The organism is Pseudodesulfovibrio karagichevae (assembly GCF_041414475.1).
GTDB lineage: Bacteria > Desulfobacterota > Desulfovibrionia > Desulfovibrionales > Desulfovibrionaceae > Pseudodesulfovibrio > Pseudodesulfovibrio karagichevae.
The window spans coordinates 13,936-39,929 of sequence record NZ_JBGLYH010000020.1 but is presented as its reverse complement, the minus strand read 5'-3'; the positions used below and the strand labels follow the sequence as shown (position 1 = coordinate 39,929).

The following is a 25,994-nucleotide window of genomic DNA, read 5'->3' as shown; positions in this document are numbered from 1 at the left end:
AGCCATGCCGAAGCTGGGGGCCCGGGGACAGAGATGGTTGAAGGGGTTGCACCTGTGCGCGGTCGCCTGTTGGATCGGGGGCGGCGTGGCCCTGATACTGCTCTATTTCCTCAAGCCCGGGGTGACCGACGGCGGCGTGCTCTACGGCATGAACCAGGCCATCCACCACGTGGACGGGCTTGTGGTGGTCATTCCCGGCGCCTTCGGCTGCCTGCTCACCGGACTGGCCTATTCCCTGTTCACCGGGTTCGGGTTTTTCCGGCACGGCTGGGTGATCCTCAAATGGGCGGTCACCCTGTCGGCCATCGTCTTCGGCACGGTCTGCCTCGGCCCCTGGGAACGGGCCATGATGCACATTTCCGGTCAACTCGGCATCGACGCCCTGCACGATGTCGCGTATCTGTATAATGAAAGAATGAATTTCGTCTGGGGGCTGGTCCAGGTTGCGGTCCTGGTGGGCACGGTCTTCGTGTCCGTGTTCAAGCCATGGAAAAATCTTCGCAAAAAGAGTGAGTGATGCAGAGAGTCCTTGAGAGTGCGGTTATTGTCTGCCTGGCGATCCTGCTGTCCGTCCCCGCGTTTGCCCAGAAAGGGGGCGAGCGGCCGCCGTCCCCCGTTGTCACGGCCAAGGTGACCAGCGGTGACATGGCCCCCGAGACCGAGTTCATCGGCACGGTCTATTTCAAGGAAATTTCCAACGTGGCCGCCGAGGTCGAGGGCAAGGTCGTGTCCCTGGACGTGGAGGACGGCCAACGCGTCAAGAAAGGCGATCCCCTGGTGACCCTGTCTTCGGACATCCTGGACAGCAGCATCGCCAACGCCCGCGCCCTCCTGGAACAGGCCAGGGCCGACTACGAACTGGCCAAGCTCGAGAACGAGCGGACCACCAAGCTGTACAAGAGCCGCACCGTGGCCGAGGGCGAGTACGACACCAAGCGGCTGTCCGCCCTGTCCGCCCAGAAGAAGATGATCGCGGCCCAGGCGATCCTCAACCGGTTGCTCATCGAGCGCGGCAAGAAGACCATCCGCGCCCCCTACGACGGGGTGGTTCTGGAGCGCAAGGCGTTCCGGGGCGACTGGATCTCCGTGGGCGCGACCGTGGCCGTCCTGGCCGCGGACGAGGACTTCGACGTGGTGGTCAACGCCCCGCGCGAGGCATTCGGCGTGGTCAAGCCCGGGCTCGGGGTGACCGTCAGGGTCGCCGGGCGGGACGTGCCGGGCACGGTCTTCGCGGCCATTCCCAAGGGCGACGTGGCCACCCGCACCTTCCCGGTCAAAATCCGCGTGCACAACGACGGTTTCCTGGCCGAGGGCATGGAGGCCAGGGTGGTTCTGCCCAAGGGGGTGGGCGGCAAGACCATGATCGTACCCCGCGACGCAATCATCTCCTCACGGGGCCAGATGGTCGTCTGGGCCGTAGTGGACGGCAAGGCGCAGCCCATGCCCGTGTACGTGGTCGGCTACCGGGGCATGGAGGCCGGGGTCAAGTCCAAGACCCTCAAGGAGGGCATGGACGTGGTCGTCAAGGGCAACGAGCGGCTCCAGCCGCAGCAGCCCGTGGCCGCGCAACCCTTGAAACAGCCGTAGGGGGTTTCCAATGGATATCGTCGGAACCGCCATACGCAAGCCCGTCGCCGTTCTGGTCGGCGTCATCCTCGTGGTCATGTTCGGCACGGTGGCCCTGCTCGGCCTGCCGTACCAGCTCTCGCCCAACGTGACCGAGCCGGTCATCACCGTGACCACCACCTGGACCGGGGCCACGCCCTACGAGATGGAGCGCGACGTGGCCGAGGAGCAGGAGAAGGTCCTCAAGGGCATTCCTGCCCTGACCCAGATGGAGAGCGCCAACTACAACGCCCGGACCGAGCTGACCCTCAAGTTCGAGATCGGCACCGAGATCGACAGCGCGCTGCTGCGCGTGTCCAACAAGCTCGACGAGGTGCCGGAATACCCCGACGGCGTGGACCGGCCGATCATCTCGGCCACCGGCGCGTCCACCTCCCCGGTCATCTGGCTGGTTCTCGAGACCCTGCCCGGCAACGACAGGGACGTGACCACCTACCAGACCTTTTTCGAGAACGACATCCGCCAGTACATCGAGCGCGTAGAGGGCGTGGCCGAGCTGTTCATCGGCGGCGGCCGCGAGGACGAGATGGACGTCATCGTCGATCCGGTCAAGCTGGCTTCCTACAACCTGACCGCCACCGAACTGATCGACGTGCTCAAGAGCGAGAACGTGTCCGTGTCCGCGGGCACGCTGGGCGTGGGCCGCCGAGACTACCGCATCCGCACCCCCGCCGACTTCAAGACCCCGGAGGACATCGAGTCCGTGGTCATCTCCTCGTCCGGCCAGTACCGCGTCACCCTGGGCGACGTGGCCACGGTGGCGCGCGGCAACGAGAAGCACACGGTGGCCATGCTCTACAACGGCGAGACGGGCATGGTCGTGGGCGTGCGGCCCGAGCCGGGCACCAACATCCTGACCATGACCGACCAGGTCCACAAGGTCATCCAGGACCTCAATGACGGGCCCCTGGCCGAGCAGGGCGTGCGCTTCAACTGGGTCTACGACCAGCGGCCGTACATCAACGGCGCCATCGACCTGGTCAAGCGCAACATCCTCATCGGTTCGATCCTGGCCATCGTGGTCCTGTTCGTCTTTCTCCAGTCCTTCAGCTCGACCATCATCGTGGCCGTCTCCATCCCGGTGTCCATCGTGGGCGCGTTCATCATGTTCGCCGCCGCCGGGCGGTCCCTGAACATCGTGTCCATGGCGGGCATCTCGTTCGCCGTGGGCATGCTCGTGGACAACGCCATCGTGGTCCTCGAGAACGTGGACCGGCACCGGCAGATGGGCAAGTCGCCGTTCAGGGCGGCCTACGACGGGGCCAGCGAGGTATGGGGCGCGGTCCTGGCCTCCACCCTGACCACCGTGGCCGTGTTCCTGCCCGTGGTCTTCATGGAGCAGGAGGCCGGTCAGCTGTTCAAGGACATCGCCATCGCCGTGACCTGCGCCATCGCCCTGTCCATGCTCGTGTCCGTGCTGGTCATCCCCATGCTGGCCAACCAGTTCTACCGCATCGCGGACCGCAAGACGCAGCGCGAGGCCGCGTCCGGCGGGCCGCGCACCCCGGCCGGGCTGTCCCTGGCCAAACGCGCGCTGGTCCCCCTGACCCGGATCGGCGGCAAGCTGTCCGACTGGATCATCGGCCTACTCGCCTGGGCCATCGACAACTGGAGGACCCGGCTGATCACCGTCCTGGGCCTGACCGCCGTGTCCGTGCTCATGGTCGTGACCATGTTCCCGAAGATGGAATACCTGCCCCAGGGCAACCGCAATCTTATCCTGAACATTCTCATCCCGCCGCCGGGCCTGTCCTTTGAGGAGCGCGACGACATCGGCAAGTATATCTTCGACCAGGTCAAGCCCCGGTTCCGCAAGGAAGTGAACGGCGAGCCCGGCGTGGACGAACTCTTCTACGTGTCCGCGCCGACCATCAACCTGTTCGGGGTCATCTCCACCCAGGAGCAGAACGCGGGGGCGCTCATCCCCATGTTCATGCGGATCATCAACTCCATCCCCGGCATGTTCGGCGTGTCCCTCCAGGCGTCCATCTTCGAACAGGGGCTGGGCGAGGGGCGCGTCATCAACGTGGACTTCTCCGGCGACGACCTGAACCAGCTGGTGGCTACGGCCGGGGCCATGTTCGGCATGACCATGCAGGCCATCCACGGCGCGCAGATCCGGCCCATCCCGTCGCTGGAGCTGCTCTATCCCGAGGTCCGCTTCCATCCTTACCGCGACCGGCTCAAGGCCGTGGGCCTCTCCTCCGAGGACCTGGGCACGGCCATCGACGTCATTCTGGACGGCAAGAAGGTGGGCGACTTCAAGGAAGAGGGCAAAAAGAAGATCGATCTGGTGCTCAAGGCGTCCGCCGAGGAGGTGGCCACGCCCGAGGAGCTCTACTCGCAGCTTGTGGCGACCCCCGACGGGTGGGCCGTGCCGCTCTCCTCTCTGGCCGACATGGAGAACACCTACGGCGTGACCCAGATCCGCCACCTGGAACGCAGGCGGACCATCACCCTCCAGGTCACCCCGCCGGTGGAGATGCCCTTGCAGTCCGCCATGGAGATCATCCAGCAGCAGCTTCTGCCCAAAGTGGAGCAGGCCGGGCTCATGCACGGCGTGTCCGTGCGTCTGTCCGGCGCGGCCGACAAGCTGACCGTGACCCGCGACGCGCTCAAGTGGAACTTCATCCTGGCCATGATCATCACCTATCTGCTCATGGCCGCCCTGTTCGAGAACTTCATCTACCCGCTGATCATCATGTTCACCGTGCCCCTGGCGGGCGCGGGCGGCTTCATGGGCCTGCGGCTCGAAAACCTGCTCATCGCCCCGCAGCCGCTGGACATCCTGACCATGCTCGGCTTCGTCATCCTCATCGGCGTGGTCGTGAACAACGCCATCCTCATCGTCCACCAGTCGCTGAACAACGTGCGCGACCAGGGCATGGACTACAAGGACGCCGTGCTCGACGCCACCCGCACGCGGTTGCGGCCCATCTACATGTCCGCCACCACCTCGGTCTTCGGCATGCTCCCCCTGGCCGTGGCTCCCGGCCCCGGCTCGGAGCTCTATCGCGGCCTGGGTGCGGTGGTCCTGGGCGGCCTGGCCCTGTCCACGGTCTTCACCGTGTTCGTCATCCCGGCCCTGCTCATGTTCATCATTCCCATGGAGAAAAAGGGCGGCCGACAGGAAGAAGAGGCCTAGACCGGCCCATCGGATAAAAAAACGGCCCGCCATGTTCGCCATGGCGGGCCGCTCGCTTTCCTTGCCTGTTAAACGCTATTCAGTCGCTCGGGTGGGGTTGTCCAGGACCCGTTCCACCGCGTTGCGGATCTGGGAGCGCAGCTCGTAGTCCGAGATGCGGTCCGAGAGCACGATGGACCCTGCCTGGGCATAGGCCGCCGGAAGCAGGTTCAGGGTCAGGGCGTAGATGTCCTGGATGTCCAGGGCCTCGAAGATATAGTCTTTGTAATATTCGTCGAGGATCTGGGGGACCAGCTCGGCCACGCGCCGCTCGTTGCGGTTGACGATCTTGGATACGTCCACCCCGTTGATCTTCATGGTTTTCTTGAGCATCATCCGTTTCCTCCCGGTAGTTGGCGGTTTTTCAGGAGTCGCCCCATACTAACCTTGATCGCCGTTTCTTGGCAATCGAATGGTACATTTCATGCTACACATATAGGGAGAACGTCTGCGGCCATTCGGTACAACGCCCGCGCGGGAAGGGATCATGGCGACGCAACCTATTGAACAGGCTGTACAAGGGTACACGTACCAACGCCCGAGGAAATCCTCTTCGGACAGCGAATTTCCCCTGGGCGCGGAACAGTCAAAAAGCCGTCGGGACGACGCGCCCGCCTCGGGTTCGGTCCTGCGCGGCTATCTCCGCGACCTGCTATCCTCCGCCGCGTCCGACGACGCCGGACAACTGACCTTCGCCGACGTCGAGGCCCGCCACAGCGAACTGCTCGAGACCTGGAACGACGAGGTCAAGGCCGACCTCGAAGCGCTCGGCGTGGACACCTCCACGGTCTTCCGCCTGCTCTACGACCCGGCGGGCTCGGCCACGGTCACCGGCGACCACCCGGACAAGGACATGATCAACGCCTATTTCACGGCCAACCCCGAGCGCGTTCAACAGCTCGGCCAGACCCTCCAGTTCGGCAAGCTCGCCGCCGCGGCCAGAAACAGCCTGTCCGAACGGGACATGACCCGCCCCCTGTCCACCGACGCCATGGCTTGGTGGTACTCCACCAACATGAACCCCCAGACCCTCTTCTCCCAAGGCGGCGTTGTGGTGGGAGCGGGCGCCGCCCCATACAAGGGTTTGGATATCAGGGTGTAGTGGGTAGGGGGAGCGTCTCTCTACGTTGCCTATCTTTCTTGGAGCGATTCGGGTGCGCAGCACCCGACAGCGGCTCAGTCCTCCGCGCTCGGAAGCCGCCTCCCGTCGCGCCAGGACTCGTTTCTAGGCGAAGTCCTTCAGATACTTCTCCAACCGGTTCATGCCTTCCTCGATGTTGGCCATGGAGGTGGCGTAGGAGAAGCGGATGTAGCCTTCGGCGCCCTGGCCGAAGTCGATGCCCGGGGTGACGGCGATGTGGGCCTTTTCGAGGATGTCGTAGGCCAGGGCCAGGGAGGAGCCGCCGAATTTTTCGGCGTAGGGGCGCATGTTGACGAGCACGTAGAACGCGCCGGTAGGTTCGTGCCTGACGGGCAGCCCCATGTTCTTGAGGCGGTCGAGCATGTGGATGCGGCGCTTGTTGTAGGTGGCCTTCATGCGTTCCACGTCCGGTCCGGCCTCCTTGAGCGCGGCCAGCCCGCCCCACTGGGCCATGGTGTTGGCCGAGATGAAGAAGTTCTGGCAGAGGTTCTGGAGGGTGCGCATGAAGTTGGGCGGGGCGATGAGGTAGCCCAGCCGCCAGCCGGTCATGGCGTAGAGCTTGGAGAAGCCGTTGAACACGAAGGCGCGGTCAGTGTATTCCAGGATGGAGTGTTCCTTACCCTCGTAGACCAGGCCGTGGTAGATCTCGTCGGACACGACCCACAGGCCGTGCTCCTCGGCGATTTCGGCGATGGCCTTGAGGCGCTCCTCGGAGAGCAGGGTGCCGGTGGGGTTGGCCGGGGAGTTGATCAGGATGGCCTTGATCCGGTCGTTCTCCGCAAGGGCCTTGCGGATGGCGGACACGCGGTACTGGAAGCCGTCGTCCTCGTAGACCGGGACCTTGACCGGCTCGGCCCCGGCAAAGGTGATGAAATTGTCGTAGCAGGCGTAGCACGGGTCCGAGGTGATGACCCTGTCGCCCTGTTCGAGGATGGTGGAGAAGAGCACGAGCATGGCCGGGCTGGTGCCCTGGGTGACGACCATGTTGTCCGGGGCCACGGTCACGCCGTAGCGTTTTTGATAGTCCTCGCAGATGGCCTCGCGCAGTTCGCGGATGCCGAGGGAGTGGGTGTAGTGGGTCAGGTTGTCGTCGAGCGCCTTGCAGGCGGCCTTCTTGGCGCACTCGGGCGTGTCGAAGTCCGGTTCGCCCACGCACATGCGGATGACGGACTGTCCGGCCCGCTCCATGGCCTCGGCTTTTTCGTTGATCTCCATGACCAGGAACGGGGTGATGCCGCAACAACGATCGGATATGCTCATGACGTCTCTCGCAAAAAGAAAACCCGCCCCTCGCCGGTGCAGCAAGAGGCGGGGAAAGTTGTCTACAATGTCGCCGGTTACGCTACTTCAACGATTTCGATGTCGAAAACCAGAGTCTGGCCGGACAGGGGATGGTTGCCGTCCAGGGTGACCAGCTCCTCGTCGAACTCGGCCACGCGGACATAGGCTGGCTGGCCGTCCTCGGTGCGAATCTCCAGCATGATGCCCTCTTCCAGCTCCACGGTGGGCGGGAGCTGTTCGCGGCGGACCTGGAAGACCAGTTCCTCGCTGGGGGAGCCGTAGCCCTCCTCGGGCGGAATCTCGACGGTCACGGTGTCGCCTGCGGACTTGCCGATCACGGCCTTTTCGAACCCGGCGATGACCATGCCTTCACCCAGTTTGAACTCCAGCGGCTCACGGCCTTCGCTGGAATCGAACTGGCTGCCGTCCTCCTTGAGGGTGCCGGTGTAATGGACTTTTACGGTGCTGCCATTCTGCGCAGTCATAGAATCTCCTGGATGGTGGTTTTGCCCGGTCCTCCGGGTGGATTTAGTCACCCTAGCGCGTTTTTGGCTAGAAGTCGAAATTGATGACCTTGCGGACCTCTTCCATGGTCTTCACGGCGTAGGCGCGGGCCTTTTCGTTGCCCGCTTCCAGGATTTCCCGGACCTTCTCGTCGGTGCAGGCGGCGCGCCGCTCGTGCAGGGGCGTGAGGAACCGTTCCAGCGACTCCATGAGCAGCTTCTTGCAGTCCACGCAGCCCCAGGACGCGTCCTTGCACCCCTTGATGATCTCGGGGAGCCTTTCGGGGTCGGTCATGAGCCGGTGGTAGGGGAAGAGATTGCAGACGTCCGGGTCGCCCGGATCGGACTTGCGCAGCCGGTTCTCGTCGGTCTTCATGCCGCGGACCTTGGGCATGATCTCGTCCAGCGGCTCGGAGAGCATGATGGAGTTGCCGTAGCTCTTGGACATCTTGCGCCCGTCCAGGCCGGGCAGGACCGGCTCCTCGGTGAGCATGTCCGCCGGTTCCGGGAACAGGTCGGTGTTGTTGATGTGGTTGAACCGGCGCGCGATCTCGCGGGTCAGTTCCAGGTGCGGCAGCTGGTCCTTGCCCACGGGCACGGCCAGGGGCTTGTACATGAGGATGTCCACGGACATGAGCACCGGATAGCCGAGGAAGCCGTGGGTGTTCAGGTCCTTCTGGGCCAGCTGTTCCTTCTGGTCCTTGTAGGTCGGGCAGCGTTCCAGCCAGCCCAGCGGGGTGTACATGGACAGGATCAGGTTGAGCTCGGCGTGTTCCTTGATCTGGGACTGCTGGAAGATGGAGCACTTTTCCGGGTCCAGTCCGGCGGCCACCCAGTCCTTGACCAGGCCGGGGATGAACCCTTTGATGCGGGTGGGGTCGGCGTATTCGCTGGTCAGGGCATGCCAGTCGGCCACGAAGAAGAAGCAGTCGTATTCCTCCTGGAGCTTCAGCCAGTTGGCGATGACGCCGAAGTAGTGGCCGAGGTGGAGGGGGCCGGTGGGCCGCATGCCGGAGAGGATTCGTTGTTTTTCGCTCATGATGAAGTGTGGTCTGCGGTTAGAAGGTTAGAGGGGCACGCCGAGCAGGGAGCCCATGCCCTGGACCAGGGGGACTATCACCCGGCCGACGATGTCGAGCCCGGTATAGCGTCCGAGCAGGATAATGGCGATGAGGATGATGAACCCGTAGCGGCTCATGGACATGAATTTGTAGGCGGCTCGCGGGGGTAGGAAGTACGCCAGGACGTTGCTGCCGTCCAGTGGCGGGATGGGCAAAAGATTGAAGGCGGCCAGGATGAGATTGACGAAGACCCCGTAGTAGGCCACCGCGTAGAGGGCGCTCCGGGGGCTCAGGCCGAACATGGACATGAGATGGAAGGCCCCGGCGAACAGGGCGGCCAGGATGAAGTTGATGCCCGGTCCGGCCATGGCGGTGAACATCATGCCCTTGCGCGGGTCCTTGAAGTAGCGGGCGTTGACCGGTACGGGCCGGGCCCAGCCGAAATGGACGAAGAAGAAGGCCAGGGTGCCGATGGGGTCCAGGTGCTTGAGGGGGTTCAGGGTCAGCCGTCCGGCGGACTTGGCCGTGGGGTCACCCAGAAGGTAGGCCACGTAGCCGTGGGCCACCTCGTGGAAGACCAGGGCGACGAGCAGGCCCGGCGCCAGGGTCAGGTAGACCTGGATGTCCTGTGCGGTGATGTTGAACATCAGGAGCGGCTACCATGCAACGGGGCAGGGCGGCAAGGGATTTCGACCCCCGGACCCGCCCGGACCGGCGGTTGTTACACGATCTCCGCGCGGGACAGGAGCTTGATGAATCGCTTGATCATGTCCGGCTCCACCAGCCCCTTGTCGTCGGTCAGGGCCTTGAGGGCGTCGAACGGCTTGATGGCCCGTCGGTAGGGGCGGTTGCGGGTCAGGTTGTCGTAGCGGTTGCACAGGGCGACCACGCGGGTGGGCAGGGGGACTTCCTCGCCCGAGGCCTGGGTGGGGTAGCCTTTGCCGTCGATACGCTCGTGGTGGAACAGGATGCAGTTGGTGGCGATGATCGGCAGGTCGAAGTTGGCGCAGACGCGCACTCCAATGAGCGGGTGCATGGCGTAGGCCTGGAGCTGGGCCGGTCCCATGGTCTCGGGGTCGGCGTTGAGCAGGGTCTCGTCCATGCCGACCTGGCCGATGTCGTGGAGCAGGGCGCCCATGCCGCAGGCCAGGACGTCCTCGTCCTCGAACCTGTATTCCTGCATCAGGTTCACGGCGTAGACCATGGTCGAGATGCCGTGGTGGTAGGTCTCGTATCCCTTGCCGATGAATTTGGTCAGGTTCTTGAGCGGGGCCGGGGACTTGAGGAAGGACGTGCTGCTGCGGATGAGTTCCTGGAAGCGGACGTAGCGCTTCTTGAAGGCCGGGCCCGGCAGGTTGGTCTCGAACAGCTCCTTGGACAGGGCCGAGGCCGCGTTGGTCCACGCCTGGGCCCGTTCGGGCAGGGAGATGGACTCGTCCTCGAGCAGTTCGATGAGGTTGGCCTGGATATAGCTGTGGTAGAGCTTGCGGGAGCGCTTGTCCACGTAGATGGTCACGATGCCCGCCAGGGCCAGTTCCTTGCGCTTGGCCTTGGTCAGGGTCCGCCCGCTGGCGTTGAACAGGACGTAGCTGTCGTCGTGGCGCAGGAAAATGTCGAAGGGCACCTTGAAGTCCGGCCGCAGGATGAGCGGTGAGATGGGGAAATATTCAGCCTTGGTCAGTTGGGCCATGGACATCTTCCTGTTTGCCGGTCCGGTGGGGGACCCCGCCGCCTCTTCCCGGAATGATTTCAGGTATCCATGAAACTTCCCGGTTGTCAATGATAGCCGCAGGCCCTTTGCGGGCCGCCAAAAAGCAGAGCGCCCTCCCGTGGCGGGAGGACGCCCTTGTTCGGAGTGAGCATGAAGGAGAAATGTTAGACGCCGGCCTTGTTCAAGGCCATCCGGACCTTGTCCTTCAGCTCGGTCAGGTCCACGGATTTGACCACGTAGTAGTCGGCCGCGATGGATTTGAGGTCATGCTGGAAGGAGTCGTAGGCCGTCGAAAGAATGACCGGAATCTGTTGATCCTTGGTGCGGATTTCCTGCAACAGATCGAGACCGGAGCGGTTGACGCCCAGTTTGATATCCAGAATGACGATGGTCGGATTTTCCCTGGCGATGACGTCGAGAATGTCTTCTTCCCCGTCGGAAGTGGCGACCACGTAGTCGTCCGCTTCCAGTTCTTCCCGGTAGAGCATGCGGATATGCTTTTCATCGTCGACTACGAGAATTTTAGGTTTGCTCATGGCTTCCTCCTTGGAATTAGCCCTTAATACGAGCATAGGCGATATAGCGCTTTAGGGTCAACAGCGGTTTTGAAATTAATGGCAGATAATCGCCTTTCCTCCCCGCCGCAGGCGGCGTGCCGGGCAAAACTTGAACTCGGACGCCAATCTGCGTACTGTCCGCCGCAGCCGCTGGCCCTCAAAATGACCTGCGGCAAAGGAGATAACCCATGATCATTGTCAATCTGGAACCGGACGGAAAGCGCATCGAGCTGAACGACACGCGCTCGGTGCTGGCCGTGCTGAACAAATTGCGGCTCCGTTCCACCATGGCCATCGTCGTCCGCGACGGCGAACTGCTCACCTCGGACCGCATGCTCTTCCACGGCGACGAACTGCTGGTCCGCAAAGTCACCTCGGCCGGTTAGGGGGGGATAATCATATGAAATGCACCCGCTGCCGCAAGACGGCCCACGTGGCCCTGCCGAGCCATCACTCCGGCTTTTGCGCGGATTGTTATCCGCTCTTCTTCACCAAGCAGGTGGAGACGGCCATCCGCCGGGAGAAGATGTTCACCCATGACGACCGGGTCCTGGTGGCCCTGTCCGGGGGCAAGGACTCCCTGGCGCTGATGCTCGAACTGAAACTGCAGGGGTACGACGTGACCGGCCTGCACATCGACCTGGGCATCCCGAACTCGTCGGACAAGGCCCGCAACAAGGTCGAGAACTTCTGCGAAAGGAACGAACTGCCCCTGCGCGTCTTCGAGATGGCCGCCTGGGGGCTGCCCATCCCGGACGTCAAGGAGCACGTCAAGCGCCCGGTCTGCGCCGTGTGCGGCAAGCTGAAGCGCCACCACTTCAACCGCATCGCGGTGGAGGAGGGCTTCGACGTCCTGGCCACGGGCCACAACCTGGACGACGAGGTGGCTCGGTTGTTCGCCAACACCCTGCGCTGGGACACGGCCTACCTGTCCGACCAGGGCCCGGTCCTGCCCGCGTCCGAAGGGTTCGTGCGCAAGGTCAAGCCCCTGTTCCGCCTAAGCGAGTTCGAGACCGCCAACTACGCCTTCCTCAAGGGCATTGAGATCCATTCCGACCCCTGCCCGTACGCGGGCGGGGCCAGCTTCACCGGGCACAAGGAGCTGTGGGGCGAGCTGGAGCACCGCAGCCCGGGCCAGAAGTTCCAGTTCTACCAGTCCTTCCTCAAGAAAGGCAAACCGGCCTTCGCCCAGGTGGAGAAGGAGACCGGCGCGAAACTGGCGCCGTGCACCGAGTGCGGCTCGCCCACCAGCGCCGAGGTCTGCTCGGTCTGCCGCATCAGGGCGGCCGTGCGCGAGAGCAAGGCCCAGGCGGAGTAGTCCCGTGGCCACCCCGAAAATTTCCGTGACCATGCCCTGCCACAATTGCGCGGGCACCGTGGCCGGGGCGCTCGATTCGCTCCTGGCCCAGGAGGGCGCGGATTTCGAGGTGGTGGCCGTGGACGACGGATCGACCGACGACACCGCGTCCGTCCTGGCCGAATACGCGCGCCGGGACGGACGCGTCCGTGTCTTGTCCATGCCCCACGGCGGGGTCATCCAGGCGGCCAACGCGGCCATCGAGGCCTCGAAAGGGCGGTACATCGCCCGCATGGACGCCGACGACGAGGCCTTGCCGGGCCGCCTGGCGATCCAGGCCGGGCTGCTCGACGCCCACCGGAGCGTCGGCCTGGTCGGCTGCCGGGTGCGCTTCGGCGGCTGCCGCCGGACCTGCCGGGGGTACGCCCACTACGTGGATTGGACCAACACGCTCCTGGACCACGAGGCCATCAGCCTGAACCGGTTCGTGGAGTTCCCGGTGCCCAACCCGTCGATCATGTTCCGGCGCGATTGTCTGGAGCGGCACGGCCCGTACCGCGAGGGCGACTTCCCCGAGGACTACGACCTGCTCCTGCGCTGGCTGGAGGGCGGGGTGCGGATGATGAAGGCGGACGCCGAACTGCTGGTCTGGAACGATCCGCCGGACCGGCTGTCGCGCACCCATCCGCGCTACGACGTGGACGCCTTCTACCGCGTCAAGACCGAGTACCTGGCCCGCTGGCTCAAGCGCAACAACCCGCACCACCCCGTGGTCCACATCCTCGGCTCGGGGCGGATCACCCGCAAGCGGGCCGACCTGCTCCTGGAACACGGCATCGAGTTCGCGGCCTACTACGACGTGGACCCGAAAAAGATCGGCCACGTGGTCCACGGCCTGCCGGTCCGCGACCGCGCCGAGCTCCCCGGTCCGGGCGAAGGATTCTGCGTCCCGTACGTGGCCAGTCGGGGCGCGCGGGGGGAGATCGCCGAGTTCCTCGAAGCGCGCGGCGGCCGACTTGGCCGCGACTACATTCCGGCCGCCTGATTTCTCCCCCAGTCTAGCCATTTCACTCGGAATCTGGCACGGTTGATCCAGACAAGGAGTGCTCATGAAGTTCGTATCCACACCGGATTGCGCGCCCCCGGCGGGGCATTATTCCCAGGGCGTCGTGCACGGCGGCCTGGTCTGGGTCTCGGGCATGCTCGCCGTGGACCCGGCCACGGGCGAGCGCAGGCTCGGGACCATCGAGGAACAGACCCGGCAGGCGCTGGACAACGTGGACGCGGTCCTGCGCGCCGCCGGTTCCGGCCGCGACCGGGTGCTCAAATGCACCTGCTATATTGCCGACATCGAGCTGTGGGGCCGGGTCAACGCGGTCTACGCCGAGTTCTTCGGCGAGCACAAACCCGCCCGCGCCGTGGTCCCGACCCGCGAGCTGCACTACGGTTTCCTGGTGGAGATCGAGTGCGTGGCCGCCGTGAACGCCGTCGAGGAGACCGGGGGGGAGGGCGCATGACTCGGTTCGTCTGCCGCGACTGCGGCCTGGATTTCGACGTCATGGTCCCGCGTTGGCGCTGCGACTGCGGCGGGCTGCTGGATTTGGACTTCACCCCGCGCCTCGACCCGGATCGAGTGGCCGGGCGGCCCGCCACCCTGTGGCGCTACCGCGAGGCCCTGCCCGTGCCCGAGGGCGCGGAGCTGACGCTGGGCGAGGGGTTCACCCCCATGGTCGAGGTGGAGCTGGGCGGGCGCGGCGTGCTGGTCAAGCAGGAGCAGCTCTTTCCCACCGGCTCGTACAAGGACCGGGGCGCGGCGGTCATGATGGCCATGGCCGCGCACATCGGCGTGACCGACGTGGTCGAGGATTCGTCCGGCAACGCGGGCTGCGCCGTGTCGGCCTTCGCGGCCAAGGCGGGCATCCGGTGCCGCATATTCGTGCCCGCCGACAACTCGCCGGGCAAGCTCGGCCAGATCGAACTCTACGGGGCCGAGCTCGAACCCGTGCCCGGCTCCCGCGAGGACACGGCCGCCGCGTGCATGGCGGCGGCGCGGGACCACTACTACGCCAGCCACGTGTACAATCCGTTCTTTTTCCACGGCACCAAGACCTTCGCCTACGAGGTGGTCGAGCAGCTCGGCTGGAAGGGCCCGGACACCGTGGTCCTGCCCGCGGGCAACGGCACCCTGTTGCTCGGGGCGCACATCGGCTTCCGGGAGCTCCGGGACATGGGGCTCATCGAGCGCGTGCCCCGGCTGGTGGCCGTGCAGTCCGCCCGGTGCGCGCCGTTGTGCGCGGCCTTTGCGGCGGGCGCGGACACCGTGGACGCGGCCATCTCCGAACCCACCCTGGCCGAGGGCATCGCCATCGGGCTGCCCATGCGCGGCCAGCAGATGCTCGAGGCCGTGCGCAACACCGGTGGGACCTGCCTGGCCGTGTCCGAACAGGACATCCTGGCCGCCTTCCGGGACGCGGGCCGCAAGGGGTATTGCATCGAGCCCACCTCGGCGGCGGTGGCGGCTGGCGCCGCGCAGTACGCGAGAGACGCCGCCCCGGGCGAGACCATCGTGACCATGTTCACCGGGCACGGGCTCAAGGTGGGCGACAAACTGCACAAGCTGGTCAGCGACTGACCGGGAGGATGCATTCCATGGCCGACATCGACGCTCCGGCGGCAGCTGTCGCCAAGCCCCGCAACCCGTGGCTGGCCCTGGTCCTCTCTCTGGCGGCCGTGGGCCTGGGCCAGGTCTACAACGGCCAGTGGAAAAAGGGCGCGGGCTTCTACCTGGCCGAACTGCTCGTGGCCCTGGTCATGGTTCTGTTCTGGGCCGATTTCGCGGCCATGCTCCTGTGCGTGTCCATCCTGCTCGGCTACAACCTGTTCGTGGCCGGGGAGGCCTTCGCCACGGCGCGCAAGTCGTCGGGGTACACGTTCAAGCCGTGCAATCGGTGGTGGATATATCTCCTCTGCCTGGCCGTCAGCCTCGGCTCGGGCGCGGCCTTCGAGCGGGTGGTCAAGGGCTGGTTCTTCAAGGCCTACGAGGTGCCGTCGGCCTCCATGCTGCCGACCATCCGGGTGGGCGACCACTTCATGGTCGAGGTCCTGGAGCCCGAGGATGCGTTGAAGCGGGGCGACATCGTCATTTTCTGCATGCCCGAGACCCGGGGCCGGGACTTCGTCAAGCGGATCGTCGGCCTGCCCGGCGAGACCGTGGAGATCAAGGCGCGGCAGGTCTTTGTCGACGGGGCCGCCCTGAGCGAGCCCTACGTCTGCTATACCCGGCAGGGCAACCTTCCGGTGCGCGACATCTTCGGGCCGGTCACCCTTGGGGCGGGCGAGTATTTCCTCATGGGCGACAACCGCGAGGACAGCTTCGATTCGCGCTGGCTCGGGCCGGTGCCCAGGGACAAGATAACCGGAAGGGCCGGGTACATCTATTTCCCCGGCGACATGAACGCCCCCGACTGGGCGGACAGATTGGGAGCGCCCCTGCGTTAGGCGGGGTGGCCTACCAGAATTCGCGGGCAGCGAACAGCCCGTCGGCCTGGTTGATCTTGAGCGGGCGGACTTCCCTGATGCCCAGGGCGTCCATGTAGCCCAGGACCAGGATGAGGTTGGTCAGGCGGCTCTCGGCGTATTCGCTTTCGAAATCCTTGTCCGGCCTGCCGGTCCACTTCTTGAGGGCCGCGGCCACCTCGTCGCGGGTGTAGACGTCTTTGCGGCCGCCCAGCACCTCGGGCACGGAGTAGTAGTGCACCCCGCCGATGCCGGCCACGGTCAGGTCCGGGCGCGAGACCCTGTTGGCGATGTACAGGGGCACGGTCATGGCCGCGTGGGCTTGGATGTAGGCCAGGGCCTGCTCCACCTCGTCGGCGCTGACCGGGTTGGGGCTGACCGTGGTGCCGATGTCCTTGCGCTGGATGGTCTGGATGACCACGTTCTTGAAGGCCACCGAGGCCATGGGATCGATGTAGAAGAGCAGGCCGCCGTCCGGCTTGCGGATGGTCATCTGCATGGAGTTGCCGCCGATGTCCCAGACCAGGAGGTCGTGGGCCTTGTCGCCCAGTTCCTGGCGCACGGCGTGGTAGCTGAGCATGGCCGCCTGCTGTTCGGAGATGACCCGCGAGGGGATGCCCGTCTCCTGGCGGATGCGCACGAAATACGCCCGCCCGTTCTGGGCCTTCTGGAAGATGCGGCCGCCCACGGCCGAGTATTCCAGGGCGTTCTTCTCCACGGCCACGGCCTTGAGTTTTTCCAGGGTCTTGATGCCCTGGGCCATGACTTCCTTGCTCAGGTTGCCGTCATAGGACCGGGCCAGGTCCTCGGCGAAATCGACCTTTTCGGACAGGGTGTCCACGGTTTTGACGATGAGCCCGGTGGAGATGTCCACGTCCGCGATGATGCACTTGATGGCCGCCGCGCCGACGTCGAAGGCCGCGCGACGGACCACGGTGGCGTCCTGCGCGGAGGACGGCGAGATCATGCAGAGGCACAGGAACAGCCCGGCCAGCAATGCGAAGTTCCATCTCGAACGCATCATTCCCCCCCAATGTCACCTGTTACGCTTACCGGTGTAACCTATAGAAAAAAGGGTGGGTTCGCAATGCAAGACATAATGGGTCACTGCTTGGTGGAGCGGTAGGTGGAGCGGTTGCGCTGCAGCTGATATTTGCGCACGGCCCGGTTGTGCTCCTCCAGGGTCCGGCTGAACTGGTGCGAGCCGTCGCCCTTGGCCACGAAATAGAGGAAATCGTGCTTCTCGGGATGGACCGCCGCCATGAGGGAGTCCAGGCCGGGCGAGCAGATGGGGCCCGGAGGCAGGCCGGAGTGGACGTAGGTGTTGTACGCGTTGTTCCGGTCCGTCAGGTCGCTCTTTTTCAGGTTGCCGTCGAAGTCCGGGCCCAGGCCGTAGATGATGGTCGGGTCGCACTGGATGAGCATGTGCTTTTTCAGCCGGTTGCGGAACACCCCGGCGATGCGCGCCCGCTCGGTCACGTCGCCGGTCTCCTTCTCGACCAGCGAGGCCAGGATCACGGCCCGGTGCATCTCCTTGAAGGGCGGCAGCCCCTCGGGCCAGACCTTGTGCGCGTTCTTGAAGAACTCCCGGATCATGACCTCGGCCATGTGCCGGGCCGGGTGGTCCTTGGGCGGCGTCAGCAGGTAGGTCTCGGGAAAGAGGTAGCCCTCGGCGTCCTTGGCCTTGATGCCGAATCCGGCCAGCAGTTCGGGGTCGGCCACTGCCTTGGCGAAGCCGTCCGCATCGCCCAGCTCCGCTTCCTCGATGACCTTGGCCGTCTGCCACCAGGTCAGCCCCTCGCGCACGGATACCCGGCGCATGACCCCGGTGGACGAGGTCAGTTCGGTCAGGACGCGCTCCGGCACCCAGCCCGTGGACAGCCTGAACACGCCCGCGCGTACGGCCGAGCCCTTGCCCGTGCGCACGGCCAGCCGGTAGAAGCGGCGGGTGTCGGTGATCAGGCCCTGGCTCTTGAGGTTGGCGGCGACGGTGGTGAACAGCTGGCCCGGCTCCACGCGGAACAGGACCTCGCGGCCGGGCGTCTCGGGCGCGGTCTTGAGGAACTGCTCCTCCTGCCACGCCTTGTACCACTTGTAGCCGGCCACGCCGAGCCCGGCGAGGACCGCCAGCAGGACCGAGGCAATCAGGAAGTAACGGAATCGAGCCATGAGCGAAGGATGACCACGGCGGCCTGGCTGTCCAGGGCGGCCTTGCGTTTGGCGCCGTACAGTCCGGCGGCGTTGAGTTCCTCTTCGGCCTGGGCCGAGGTCAGCCGCTCGTCCATGAGATGGACGGGCGCTTCGATCCTCCGCTCCAGGCTCTGCGCGAAATTGCGGGCCTGCCGGGTGGTCAGGGTGTCCTCGCCGTCGAGTGCGAGCGGCAGGCCGACCACCACGGCCTCGATGGCCTCATCATGAATGATTTCGGTCAGTTCGTCAAAGAGCGCCTGGCGCGTGGTCCGCTCGATGGTCTTCAGCGGCGAGACCAGGGTGCCGGTGCGGTCGCTGACGGCCAGGCCCACGCGCTTGAGCCCGAAATCGATGCCCAGCGCGCGCACCTAGACGTCCTCCAGCGGGGTCTTGGTCCGGTAGCCCATGGCCTGGACGTCGGCGACGAGCGCGCCCGCCTCGTCCGTCACCCGGACCGAGTAGGTGGCCATGCGGCCCCCGGCGGACAGCTCCGTGGCCGTGGCCGTGAGCCGCCTGCCCGTGGCGGGCTTGAGGTAGGCGATGGACAGGTTCACGGCCAGAGCCACATTGCCGTGCCCGTTGGCGGCCGCGCCGAAGGCGGTCTCGGCCAGGGTGTAGACGGCCCCCGCGTTGACCGTGCCGAAGGGGTTCAGGTGCTCGTCGCGCACGTCCATGCGGCAGACGGCCGCGCCGGGCGAAATATCCACGATCTCCACCCCGGCGTGGGCGGCGAACCGGTTCTTCTCGTTGAAGAGTCGTCGTATGTCCTGGCTGTCCATGGGCCTCCTCCGGCGCGTGAATGACTGAGACAAAAAAGCATGCCCGCCGCCCGTGGTCAAGGGCCGGGTGCGGCCGCCGGGGAATAACCCCGGTCACGGCCGAGGTTATTTTTTGTTATATCGGTTTGACGCATAATTTGTATCGGGTGTATGAATTCGGCGTGTGCGTTCACTGCAAGCCGGGGAGGACATATGGCTGACAGGAAGCGGATAGCGATCTTTTGCGACGGTACCTGGAATTCGCCGGACACGACCAGCGAGGGCGTATCCTGCGCCACCAACGTGGTGCGCATGGCCGAGGCCGTCAAACGGGAAGGCAAGGACGGGGTGGAACAGAAGATGTTCTACGACCCCGGCGTGGGGGCCAGCGGCACCAGGCTCCGGCGCGTGTTCGAAGGGGCAACGGGCACCGGGCTGTCGAAAAACGTCCGGGAGGCCTACCGGTATCTTTCCTCGGTCTTTGAGCCGGGCGACGACCTGTATCTCTTCGGGTTCAGCCGGGGCGCGTTCACCGCGCGCAGCCTGGCCGGGCTGATCCGCAACTCCGGGCTGCTCTGCCCCGAGAACCTGGACAGGATCGGCATGGCCTACAAGCTGTACCGTTCCCGGGCCCAGGATTCGCACCCCAGGGCGCGGGAGGCCGTGCTGTTCCGCAAGACCTACGCCTTCGAGGACGTCACCCCGATCAAGTTCATCGGGGTCTGGGACACGGTCGGCGCCCTGGGCAACCCCGCCTGGCTGAAGAGCCCCCTGAGCCGCCGCAACACCTTCCACGACCTGTCGCTGAGCTCCAAGATCGAGAACGCCTTCCAGGCCCTGGCCGTGGACGAGAAGCGCAGGCATTTCAAGGCCAGCCTGTGGGTGCAGGACCAGCCCGCGCCCAAGGGGCAGACCCTGGAGCAGGTCTGGTTCGCCGGGGTGCATTCGGACGTGGGCGGGGGCTACCCGCAGACCGGACTGTCGGACATCCCGCTGAAGTGGATGATCGACAAGGCCAAGTCCTGCGGGCTGGAGTTCTCGCCGTTCAGGCCGGGGCCCCGGCCGGACCCCATGGCGCGGCGCCACGAATCGTGGAAGGGGTTCTACAAGGTCGTCGCGCCGCACCACCGCGAGGTGATGCGGGCGGACAACACGTGCGAGTCCCTGCACCCCTCGCTGGAGCGGAAGTATCGGGAGGACCCGTCCTACAAGCCGGAGAACCTGGGGCGCATCCTGGGGCCGAAACCCTAGGGCCGGGGACTAGGTCCCCTTGCGCTCCACGGTGTCGAGCAGTTTGGCGAAATCCTTCTCCCACTTGGGGCCGCCCACGCATTCGGCCAGGTACTCCACGGCGTGCAGGACTCGGTTGGGCCGCTTCATCTGGAGCATGGACCGCTTTATGCCGATCTTGCACGACGGGCAGCCGACCACGATGGGACGGTCGCGGTCGAAGCCGAGGTCCTCGCGCAGCTGTTCCTGCTTGCGTTCGCGCAGCCGGTTGTAGATGGCCGGGCTGGTCATGGCCCCCAGGCCGGACTCGCCGCAGCAGCCCGGGGAGAGGTCCACTTCGGTGCCGGTCAGCCTGGCCAGGGCCGCGCGGTACATCTCCGGGGCCTTGAGCTTGGGCACGCCGGTCCACTCCATGTGGCAGGCCGCGTGGTACAGGACCGCTTCGGTCTGGCGCACGGCGGGCAGCCGCTCCATGAGGAACTGGACCACGTCCAGGTGCTTGAGCGGGTCGGCCAGCTCCGAGGAGAAGTCGTAGGTCTCGAGCGACTCGCGGCAGGTGCCGCAGGCCGTGAGCAGGGTGGTGGCCTTCAGGCCCGCCTTGCCGGTCTTGACCAGCAGGTCCAGAAATTCCTGCACGTTGCGGTGCCGGTTGGTCTTGTAGGCCTCTTCGCAGCCCGAGGCGAGCAGGGGGTAGCCGCAGCACATGTGGTGGTCGGGCAGGACCACGTTCACCCCGCTCTTGAGCAGCAGGTAGACCGAGGCCATGCCGATGGACCGGGAGAAGAGCGAGGCCCCGCAGCCCGGGAAGTAGAGCACGGTCTGGTCGCGGTCCGCGCCGGGGTTCCGGAAGACCGAGCCCTCTTCGAGATGCAGCTTTTCCGACAGGTTGTGGAAGTCCATGTTCGGGCTGCGGTGTTTGACCACGGGCGACTGGATCTTCGACAGCCAGCGGGCCGGGATCATGCCCAGTGTCTTGTCCTGGATGGACTGGCCGACCGACAAGACCTTGGCCGTCACGGGCAGGGTCTGGGCCGGGTTCTTGGCCAGGTTGCGCAGCACGATCTGCTTGATCGGGTGGCCGGATTTGCCCTTGGAGTCGAGGAACGAGCGCATGGACAGGGCGGCCCCGGCCGAGTCGATCTTGACCGGGCAGGCGGCCTGGCACTTGCCGCAGGCCGTGCAGTGGTCCATGAGGTCGCGCAACTCCTTCATCAACGCATGGGCGGGCTCGCCGGTCTGGATCTGCGAATAATAGATACCCTCGATGAGCGCGCCGAGCGCGATGTTCTTGTTGCGCGGGTGGTACATGAGCCCGCGCGCGGGCTGGTACATGGGGCAGACCTGCTTGCACTTGCCGCAGCGGGTGCAGGTCTGGATGTTCCGGAGCAGCCCCATGAGGGCTTCCTTGTCCTTGAGCGCCGTGTCGTCCAGGTCGTGGATGAGCCGGTTGAAGGAGAAGGTGAAGGGCGTGCTCGGCAGGGTCCTGGAGGTCAATTTGCCGGGGTTGAACACCCCGCCCGGGTCCACCACCTTGCGGTACTTCGCCAGGGCCTCGATCTTCTCCTCGCTCAAAAAGCCGATCTTGGTGATGCCGATGCCGTGTTCGCCGGACACCTGGCCGCCCATCTCCAGGACCTTGCTCATGACCGTGTCCGCGGCCTCGTGGGCGGCGGCCAGCATCTCGGCGTCGTTGGAGTTGACCGGCAGGTTGACGTGGCAGTTGCCGTCGCCCGCGTGCATGTGGTTGGCGATGACGATGCGCTTGAGCTGCAGCTCCTGCCACAGCGCCTTGATCTCGCGGTCGAGCTTCGGGTAGGTGTCGCGCAGCTTGAGGAACAGGAACCGGCACTGGGCCTCCTGCTCCACGTCCGAGAAGTTTTTGGAGGTGATCTCGCCGCCCAGGATGGCCCGGATGCGCTCGCGCGCCTCCTGGATGTCCTCGTCGTTCGGGCTGACCCCTTCCAGGTCCACGACCTTGTCCAGGGTGGCCGCGTAGATGTTCGCCAGGTAAATGAGGTTCAGGTCCTCGAGGAACTCCGAGAACTGCGGGATGACCTCCATGGGGATGACCACGTCCTCGTTGATCTTGAACCCCGAGGTGCGCCGGGCGATGGCGGACAGTTTGTGGCGGTCCTCCCAGAAGAGTTCGGCCTCGCGCTCGTCGCGGGCGGCGAAGATGTCCACGCCGTCATAGGGCTGGGCAATGGCCAGGACGGTCTGGCAGGCCGCGTCCAGGGCCGCCTTGTCGTCCGAGTCGAGCTGCATGATGATGACCGAGATGGGGTCGCCCTCGTACTGGGTGGACTTGGTCTGGTACTCGATGGCCTGGACGTACTTGGGCCCGAACTCCTCCAGGGCCGAGATCTTGACCAGGTCGCCCTCCTCGCGGATGGTGTCGCGCATCCGGACCACGTCCTTGATGACCAGCATGGCGTTGCCCATGCTCCGGCCGAAGAACTCCAGGCAGAGCACACGGGAGTGGGCCAGGGTGGGGTAGCAGACGAAGGTGGCCGTGGTGATGATCCCGTCCGTGCCTTCCTTCTGCACGCCGGGCAGGCCGCCCAGGTACTTGTTGGACACGTCCTTGCCCAGGCCCGGGCCGCGGATCTCGTCGCCCTTGAGGGTGACGGTGTCCAGGAGCTTGCCGTGCTGGTCGAGGATCTCGAACACGGCGGTGTCGAAGGGGTAGATCTTGTGGCGCGGGTGGTCCTTGCGCCGGACCTCGATGAGCGAGCCGTCGGGCCGGACCATGCGGTAGCTCAGGATGTTGTCGATGGTCGTGCCGTATTCGAAGGCGAACGGCCCGCCCGCGTTTTCCGAAATATTGCCGCCCAGCGAGGAGCCCGCCTTGGAGGCCGGGTCCACGGTGAAGAGCAGTCCCTTCTTGGCCGCTGCCTGGATGGCGTTCAGGGTGATCACGCCGGACTGGGCGGTCATGGTCCGCTCGGCCGGGTCGATGTCCAGAATTTTCTTGAAGCGCGACAGGGACAGGATCACGCAGCGCGCCTCGGCCGGGATGGCCCCGCCGGTCGCGCCAGTGCCGCCGCCGCGCGGGATGATCCCGAAGCGCATCTCGTTGGCCAGCTTGACGATGCCCTGAATCTGCGCCTCGTCCTCGGGGAAGAGCACGAGCATGGGCAGCTCCATGCGCAGGTCGGTGGCGTCCGTGGCCGACTCGACGCGCGCGTGCGGCTCATGGCCGATGGCGTCCTCGGACATGAACTTCCTGAGCCGGGAGACGATGTCGTCGCGGAAGGCCAGCTCGTTCTCGTGGCGCTCCCAAAACAGCTCGATGCCCTTGGTCAGGATGGTGGCGAACTCGCGGTCCAGCATGGGCCGGGACATGTTCAGCCGCCGTTCCACGGCGGTCTTGACCAGTTCGGGATCGATGAAGGGGTTGTAGCGCACCAGGAACAGTTCGGCGGCCAGGTTCGAGGCCAGTTTCTTGACCTTTTCGGGCCAGTGCTGAAACTGCTCCATGTCCACCACCCCGAAGGCGCGGGTGATGAGCTGTTCATCCGAGATCGATATATGGGGTCCAAGCTGGGCCATGTCTTATTACTCCATGGGTGGTCGGTGAAGGGAAGAGGAGTAAGACCTTTTTGGCCGGATGGCAAGTTCACAAAAACCGGAAAAAAGGCGCGGCGTCCGCAATGGACGCCGCGCATCAGGATACGTGCTGCGGTTTTCCGTCTAGAACCGCTCGAAGTCCCCGTCGCCGCTTTCCAGGGCCTGAGGGGTCTGGCGGGCAGAGGCGCCCGCGCCGGGTAGGGGCTTGGGACGGGCGGGGGTCACGCGGACGGTGCGGGCCGGGCCCTCGTCCACGTTGAAGAAGGCCATGGTGGTCTGGAGCTCCTGGCCCTGGGCCGAGAGCTCCTCGCTGGTGGAAGCCATCTCCTCGGAGGCCGAGGCGTTCTGCTGGATGACCTGGTCGAGCTGTTCGATGGCCTGGGTGACCTGGGTCGCGCCCGCGTTCTGCTCGTTGCTCGCGGCCGTGATCTCCTGAACCAGGGAGGCGGTCTTCTCGATGTCCGGGACCAGTTGCTGGAGCATCTTCCCGGCCTTGTCGGCCACGGCCAGGCTGGAGGTGGACAGATCGCTGATCTCGGCCGCGGCCACGCCGCTGCGCTCGGCCAGCCTGCGCACCTCGGCCGCGACCACGGCGAATCCCTTGCCGTGCTCGCCGGCGCGGGCCGCCTCGATGGCCGCGTTCAGGGCCAGCAGGTTGGTCTGCCGGGCGATTTCCTCGATGATCGAGATCTTTTCGGCGATGCTGTTCATGGCGTTTACGGTCATGCCCACGGACTCGCCGCTTTCGCGTGCGTCGGCGGCCGCCTTGTTGGCCAGTTCCTCGGTCTCCTTGGAGTTGTGGGCGTTCTGCTCGATGTTGGACGCCATCTGTTCCATGGAGGCCGATATTTCCTCGATGGCCGAGGCCTGTTCCGTGGCTCCCTGGGCCAGGGCCTCGGCCGAGGCGGACAGCTCCTCGCTGCCCGAGGCGATGTTCTCCGAGGCCGCGCCCACGGACTGGACCACCTCGCGCAGCTTGACGACCATGTTGTTCAGGGCCGTGGCCAGCACGCCGATTTCATCCTTCTGGTCCACGTCCAGGGACTTGGTGAAGTCGCCGCCCGCCATGTCTTCGGCGAAGCGCACGCCCTTGGCCACGGGCCGGGTGATGGACAGGGTCAGGAGGACGGCGGCGGCCAGACCGAGGAGCAGGGCCGCGCCCGCCGCGCTCAGGCTCAGGATGTTGGCCCATTCCATGTCGTTGAGCATGGCCTGCTTCTGTTCGGCCCGCGCCTTGCGGCAGACCTCGTCCGCAGTCCGGGCGGCCGTGAGCATCGCCTTTTCGGCCTCGCCCTGGCTTTGCACATACTGGTGGAAGGTCTCGAATTCGGTCTGGTAGCGGGTCACGGCCTCGCCGACTCGCTTGAGCAGGTCGATATTGCGCTGGTCGTTGAAGCGGGTCCCCAGGTTGGCGGTCAGGGCCAGGATGCTCTTAATGTCCTTCAGGTTGGCGTCACGGTAGGCGTTGTCCTTGGAGACGATGTATTCCTTCTCGTTCTTGCGCGCGTCCAGCATCCACTTGATGATCCGGTTGGCGTCGTCCGCCTTGGCCAGCTTGGACTCCAACTCGCTGCGGGGGGCCGTGCCCCCGGCGAGCAGGGTCGAGAACTGGCCCTTCTGCTCGCTGCGCAGTTCCTCGGCCAGGGTCAGGGCCGCCTTGGCGCTGTCACGCATCTGGGCCAGGTTGACGACCTTCTTGCTCTCCAGGTCCACGTAGCTGGTGAAGGCTTTTTCGTAGTTGCGCACCGCCTCGATCGTGGCGGTCATCTGGGCCTTGTTGGCCTTATTGTCGAACTTGTCGCTGGTCGCGTTGGCCTGGGCGAACAAATCCTTGAGAGTGGCGGCGTGCGCCTCCAGGAGCGTGGCGTCCTTGCGGAGGATGTAGTTCTTTTCCTTGATGCGCCCTTCGAGGATGAAGCGGACCATGCGGTTGGCGTCGTCCGCCTTGTCCACGCGATCCCTGATGTTCGCCATTCCCTGCAAGCTGATTACGGCGATGGCGGCTGTAAGCACCAGGACGATTCCAAAACCGATGCCCAACTTCATGCCCAACCGAAGATTCTTAAACATGATTTTTCTCCCGAAGAAATTGACGGTTGTTGTAACTCGACCGTATTCGGTCACAATGGGCATAGTGTTCGCGCTAACTCAGGACGACGGTATTATAAAATTCGCTCCACCGGACTCGGGATGCATTTTCCCCGGGCGATCCGGTTCCGGGAACAACGAAAGGGCCGTGTGGGGAAAGGTCCCGGATGCGCGGCCGCGAATGCGGAGCGGTTCCGGTCCGTCTTGCCTTTCGGCCCCTGCCGTTATACTGATCGAAAACATTTTTCATGGTATGGGGCAGACTTTTCTTTTCCGTCACA

Annotated in this window: 24 protein-coding genes; 11 read left to right on the top strand and 13 right to left on the bottom strand. The window is 65.1% G+C overall.

The genetic code is table 11. The annotated features are described in order from the left end of the window. Positions 1-4: 4 nt before the first annotated feature. Genes AB6M95_RS08905 through AB6M95_RS08895 form a run of 3 tightly spaced genes read left to right on the top strand, consistent with a single transcriptional unit; the run spans position 5 to position 4,771 of the window. The gene (locus AB6M95_RS08905; RefSeq protein WP_371386385.1) at positions 5-517 is read left to right on the top strand and encodes a hypothetical protein; all 513 of its coding nucleotides are present in this window, start codon (positions 5-7) and stop codon (positions 515-517) included. Continuing rightward, the gene (locus AB6M95_RS08900) at positions 517-1,587 is read left to right on the top strand and encodes an efflux RND transporter periplasmic adaptor subunit (protein ID WP_371386384.1); all 1,071 of its coding nucleotides are present in this window, start codon (positions 517-519) and stop codon (positions 1,585-1,587) included. The genes AB6M95_RS08905 and AB6M95_RS08900 overlap by 1 nt, the downstream gene beginning before the upstream one ends. A gap of 10 nt (positions 1,588-1,597) precedes the next feature. After that, positions 1,598-4,771: an efflux RND transporter permease subunit gene (locus AB6M95_RS08895; RefSeq protein ID WP_371386383.1), complete on the top strand. Its 3,174-nt coding sequence runs from the start codon at positions 1,598-1,600 to the stop codon at positions 4,769-4,771. 75 nt (positions 4,772-4,846) lie between these two features. Here the strand turns inward: AB6M95_RS08895 and AB6M95_RS08890 are convergent, their stop codons facing one another. Further along, positions 4,847-5,146 (bottom strand): late competence development ComFB family protein, encoded by a 300-nt coding sequence (locus tag AB6M95_RS08890; RefSeq protein WP_371386382.1) that lies wholly within the window; start codon positions 5,144-5,146, stop codon positions 4,847-4,849. Positions 5,147-5,297: 151 nt separating this feature from the next. On the opposite strand from AB6M95_RS08890, the gene AB6M95_RS08885 reads away from it, so the two are divergent. Beyond that, positions 5,298-5,912: a hypothetical protein gene (locus AB6M95_RS08885; RefSeq protein ID WP_371386381.1), complete on the top strand. Its 615-nt coding sequence runs from the start codon at positions 5,298-5,300 to the stop codon at positions 5,910-5,912. 123 nt (positions 5,913-6,035) lie between these two features. On the opposite strand, the gene AB6M95_RS08880 is transcribed toward AB6M95_RS08885, so the two are convergent. The 6 genes from AB6M95_RS08880 to AB6M95_RS08855 form a co-directional block, all read right to left on the bottom strand. Beyond that, entirely contained in the window at positions 6,036-7,211 is a 1,176-nt protein-coding gene (locus tag AB6M95_RS08880) for a pyridoxal phosphate-dependent aminotransferase (protein ID WP_371386380.1), read from the bottom strand. Positions 7,212-7,288: 77 nt separating this feature from the next. After that, on the bottom strand, positions 7,289-7,717 hold the full coding sequence (locus AB6M95_RS08875; protein WP_371386379.1) for an FKBP-type peptidyl-prolyl cis-trans isomerase: 429 nt from the start codon (positions 7,715-7,717) through the stop codon (positions 7,289-7,291). 67 nt (positions 7,718-7,784) lie between these two features. Further along, positions 7,785-8,774, bottom strand: a complete 990-nt coding sequence (gene trpS, locus AB6M95_RS08870; protein ID WP_371386378.1) for a tryptophan--tRNA ligase — start codon at positions 8,772-8,774, stop codon at positions 7,785-7,787. Positions 8,775-8,801: 27 nt separating this feature from the next. Then, the gene (locus tag AB6M95_RS08865) at positions 8,802-9,443 is read right to left on the bottom strand and encodes a site-2 protease family protein (RefSeq protein ID WP_371386377.1); all 642 of its coding nucleotides are present in this window, start codon (positions 9,441-9,443) and stop codon (positions 8,802-8,804) included. Between the two features lie 74 nt (positions 9,444-9,517). Then, positions 9,518-10,486: an HD-GYP domain-containing protein gene (locus AB6M95_RS08860; RefSeq protein WP_371386376.1), complete on the bottom strand. Its 969-nt coding sequence runs from the start codon at positions 10,484-10,486 to the stop codon at positions 9,518-9,520. A gap of 185 nt (positions 10,487-10,671) precedes the next feature. After that, positions 10,672-11,043, bottom strand: a complete 372-nt coding sequence (locus AB6M95_RS08855; RefSeq protein ID WP_371386375.1) for a response regulator — start codon at positions 11,041-11,043, stop codon at positions 10,672-10,674. A gap of 209 nt (positions 11,044-11,252) precedes the next feature. Here AB6M95_RS08855 and AB6M95_RS08850 point away from each other — a divergent pair, with 209 nt between their 5' ends. From AB6M95_RS08850 to lepB, 6 genes are all read left to right on the top strand, one after another. Beyond that, on the top strand, positions 11,253-11,450 hold the full coding sequence (locus tag AB6M95_RS08850) for a hypothetical protein (protein ID WP_371386374.1): 198 nt from the start codon (positions 11,253-11,255) through the stop codon (positions 11,448-11,450). A 14-nt stretch (positions 11,451-11,464) separates the two neighbouring features. Then, on the top strand, positions 11,465-12,382 hold the full coding sequence (locus AB6M95_RS08845) for a PP-loop family protein (RefSeq protein WP_371386373.1): 918 nt from the start codon (positions 11,465-11,467) through the stop codon (positions 12,380-12,382). Positions 12,383-12,386: 4 nt separating this feature from the next. Beyond that, complete coding sequence (locus AB6M95_RS08840; protein ID WP_371386372.1) at positions 12,387-13,406, top strand: glycosyltransferase; 1,020 nt, start codon at positions 12,387-12,389, stop codon at positions 13,404-13,406. 64 nt (positions 13,407-13,470) lie between these two features. Next, the gene (locus AB6M95_RS08835; protein ID WP_371386371.1) at positions 13,471-13,878 is read left to right on the top strand and encodes a RidA family protein; all 408 of its coding nucleotides are present in this window, start codon (positions 13,471-13,473) and stop codon (positions 13,876-13,878) included. Then, entirely contained in the window at positions 13,875-14,993 is a 1,119-nt protein-coding gene (locus AB6M95_RS08830; RefSeq protein ID WP_371386370.1) for a threonine synthase, read from the top strand. Before AB6M95_RS08835 ends, AB6M95_RS08830 begins: the two co-directional genes overlap by 4 nt. 17 nt (positions 14,994-15,010) lie before the next feature. Then, positions 15,011-15,859 (top strand): signal peptidase I, encoded by an 849-nt coding sequence (gene lepB, locus AB6M95_RS08825; protein ID WP_371386369.1) that lies wholly within the window; start codon positions 15,011-15,013, stop codon positions 15,857-15,859. 10 nt (positions 15,860-15,869) lie between these two features. On the opposite strand, the gene AB6M95_RS08820 is transcribed toward lepB, so the two are convergent. From AB6M95_RS08820 to AB6M95_RS08805, 4 genes are all read right to left on the bottom strand, one after another. Then, on the bottom strand, positions 15,870-16,901 hold the full coding sequence (locus tag AB6M95_RS08820) for a Ppx/GppA phosphatase family protein (protein WP_371386368.1): 1,032 nt from the start codon (positions 16,899-16,901) through the stop codon (positions 15,870-15,872). Positions 16,902-16,981: 80 nt separating this feature from the next. Further along, positions 16,982-18,046: an endolytic transglycosylase MltG gene (mltG, locus tag AB6M95_RS08815; protein ID WP_371386367.1), complete on the bottom strand. Its 1,065-nt coding sequence runs from the start codon at positions 18,044-18,046 to the stop codon at positions 16,982-16,984. After that, entirely contained in the window at positions 18,022-18,435 is a 414-nt protein-coding gene (gene ruvX / locus AB6M95_RS08810; RefSeq protein ID WP_371386366.1) for a Holliday junction resolvase RuvX, read from the bottom strand. The genes mltG and ruvX overlap by 25 nt, the downstream gene beginning before the upstream one ends. Beyond that, positions 18,436-18,846: a PaaI family thioesterase gene (locus AB6M95_RS08805; RefSeq protein ID WP_371386365.1), complete on the bottom strand. Its 411-nt coding sequence runs from the start codon at positions 18,844-18,846 to the stop codon at positions 18,436-18,438. A 192-nt stretch (positions 18,847-19,038) separates the two neighbouring features. Between AB6M95_RS08805 and AB6M95_RS08800 the strand changes: the two genes are divergently transcribed. Then, positions 19,039-20,076, top strand: coding sequence for a T6SS phospholipase effector Tle1-like catalytic domain-containing protein (locus AB6M95_RS08800; protein WP_371386364.1), 1,038 nt, complete (start codon positions 19,039-19,041; stop codon positions 20,074-20,076). Positions 20,077-20,085: 9 nt separating this feature from the next. On the opposite strand, the gene AB6M95_RS08795 is transcribed toward AB6M95_RS08800, so the two are convergent. Both AB6M95_RS08795 and AB6M95_RS08790 read right to left on the bottom strand, forming a co-directional pair. Further along, positions 20,086-23,607: an FAD-binding and (Fe-S)-binding domain-containing protein gene (locus tag AB6M95_RS08795; RefSeq protein WP_371386363.1), complete on the bottom strand. Its 3,522-nt coding sequence runs from the start codon at positions 23,605-23,607 to the stop codon at positions 20,086-20,088. 141 nt (positions 23,608-23,748) lie between these two features. Beyond that, on the bottom strand, positions 23,749-25,695 hold the full coding sequence (locus tag AB6M95_RS08790; protein ID WP_371386362.1) for a methyl-accepting chemotaxis protein: 1,947 nt from the start codon (positions 25,693-25,695) through the stop codon (positions 23,749-23,751). Between the last annotated feature and the right edge of the window lie 299 nt (positions 25,696-25,994).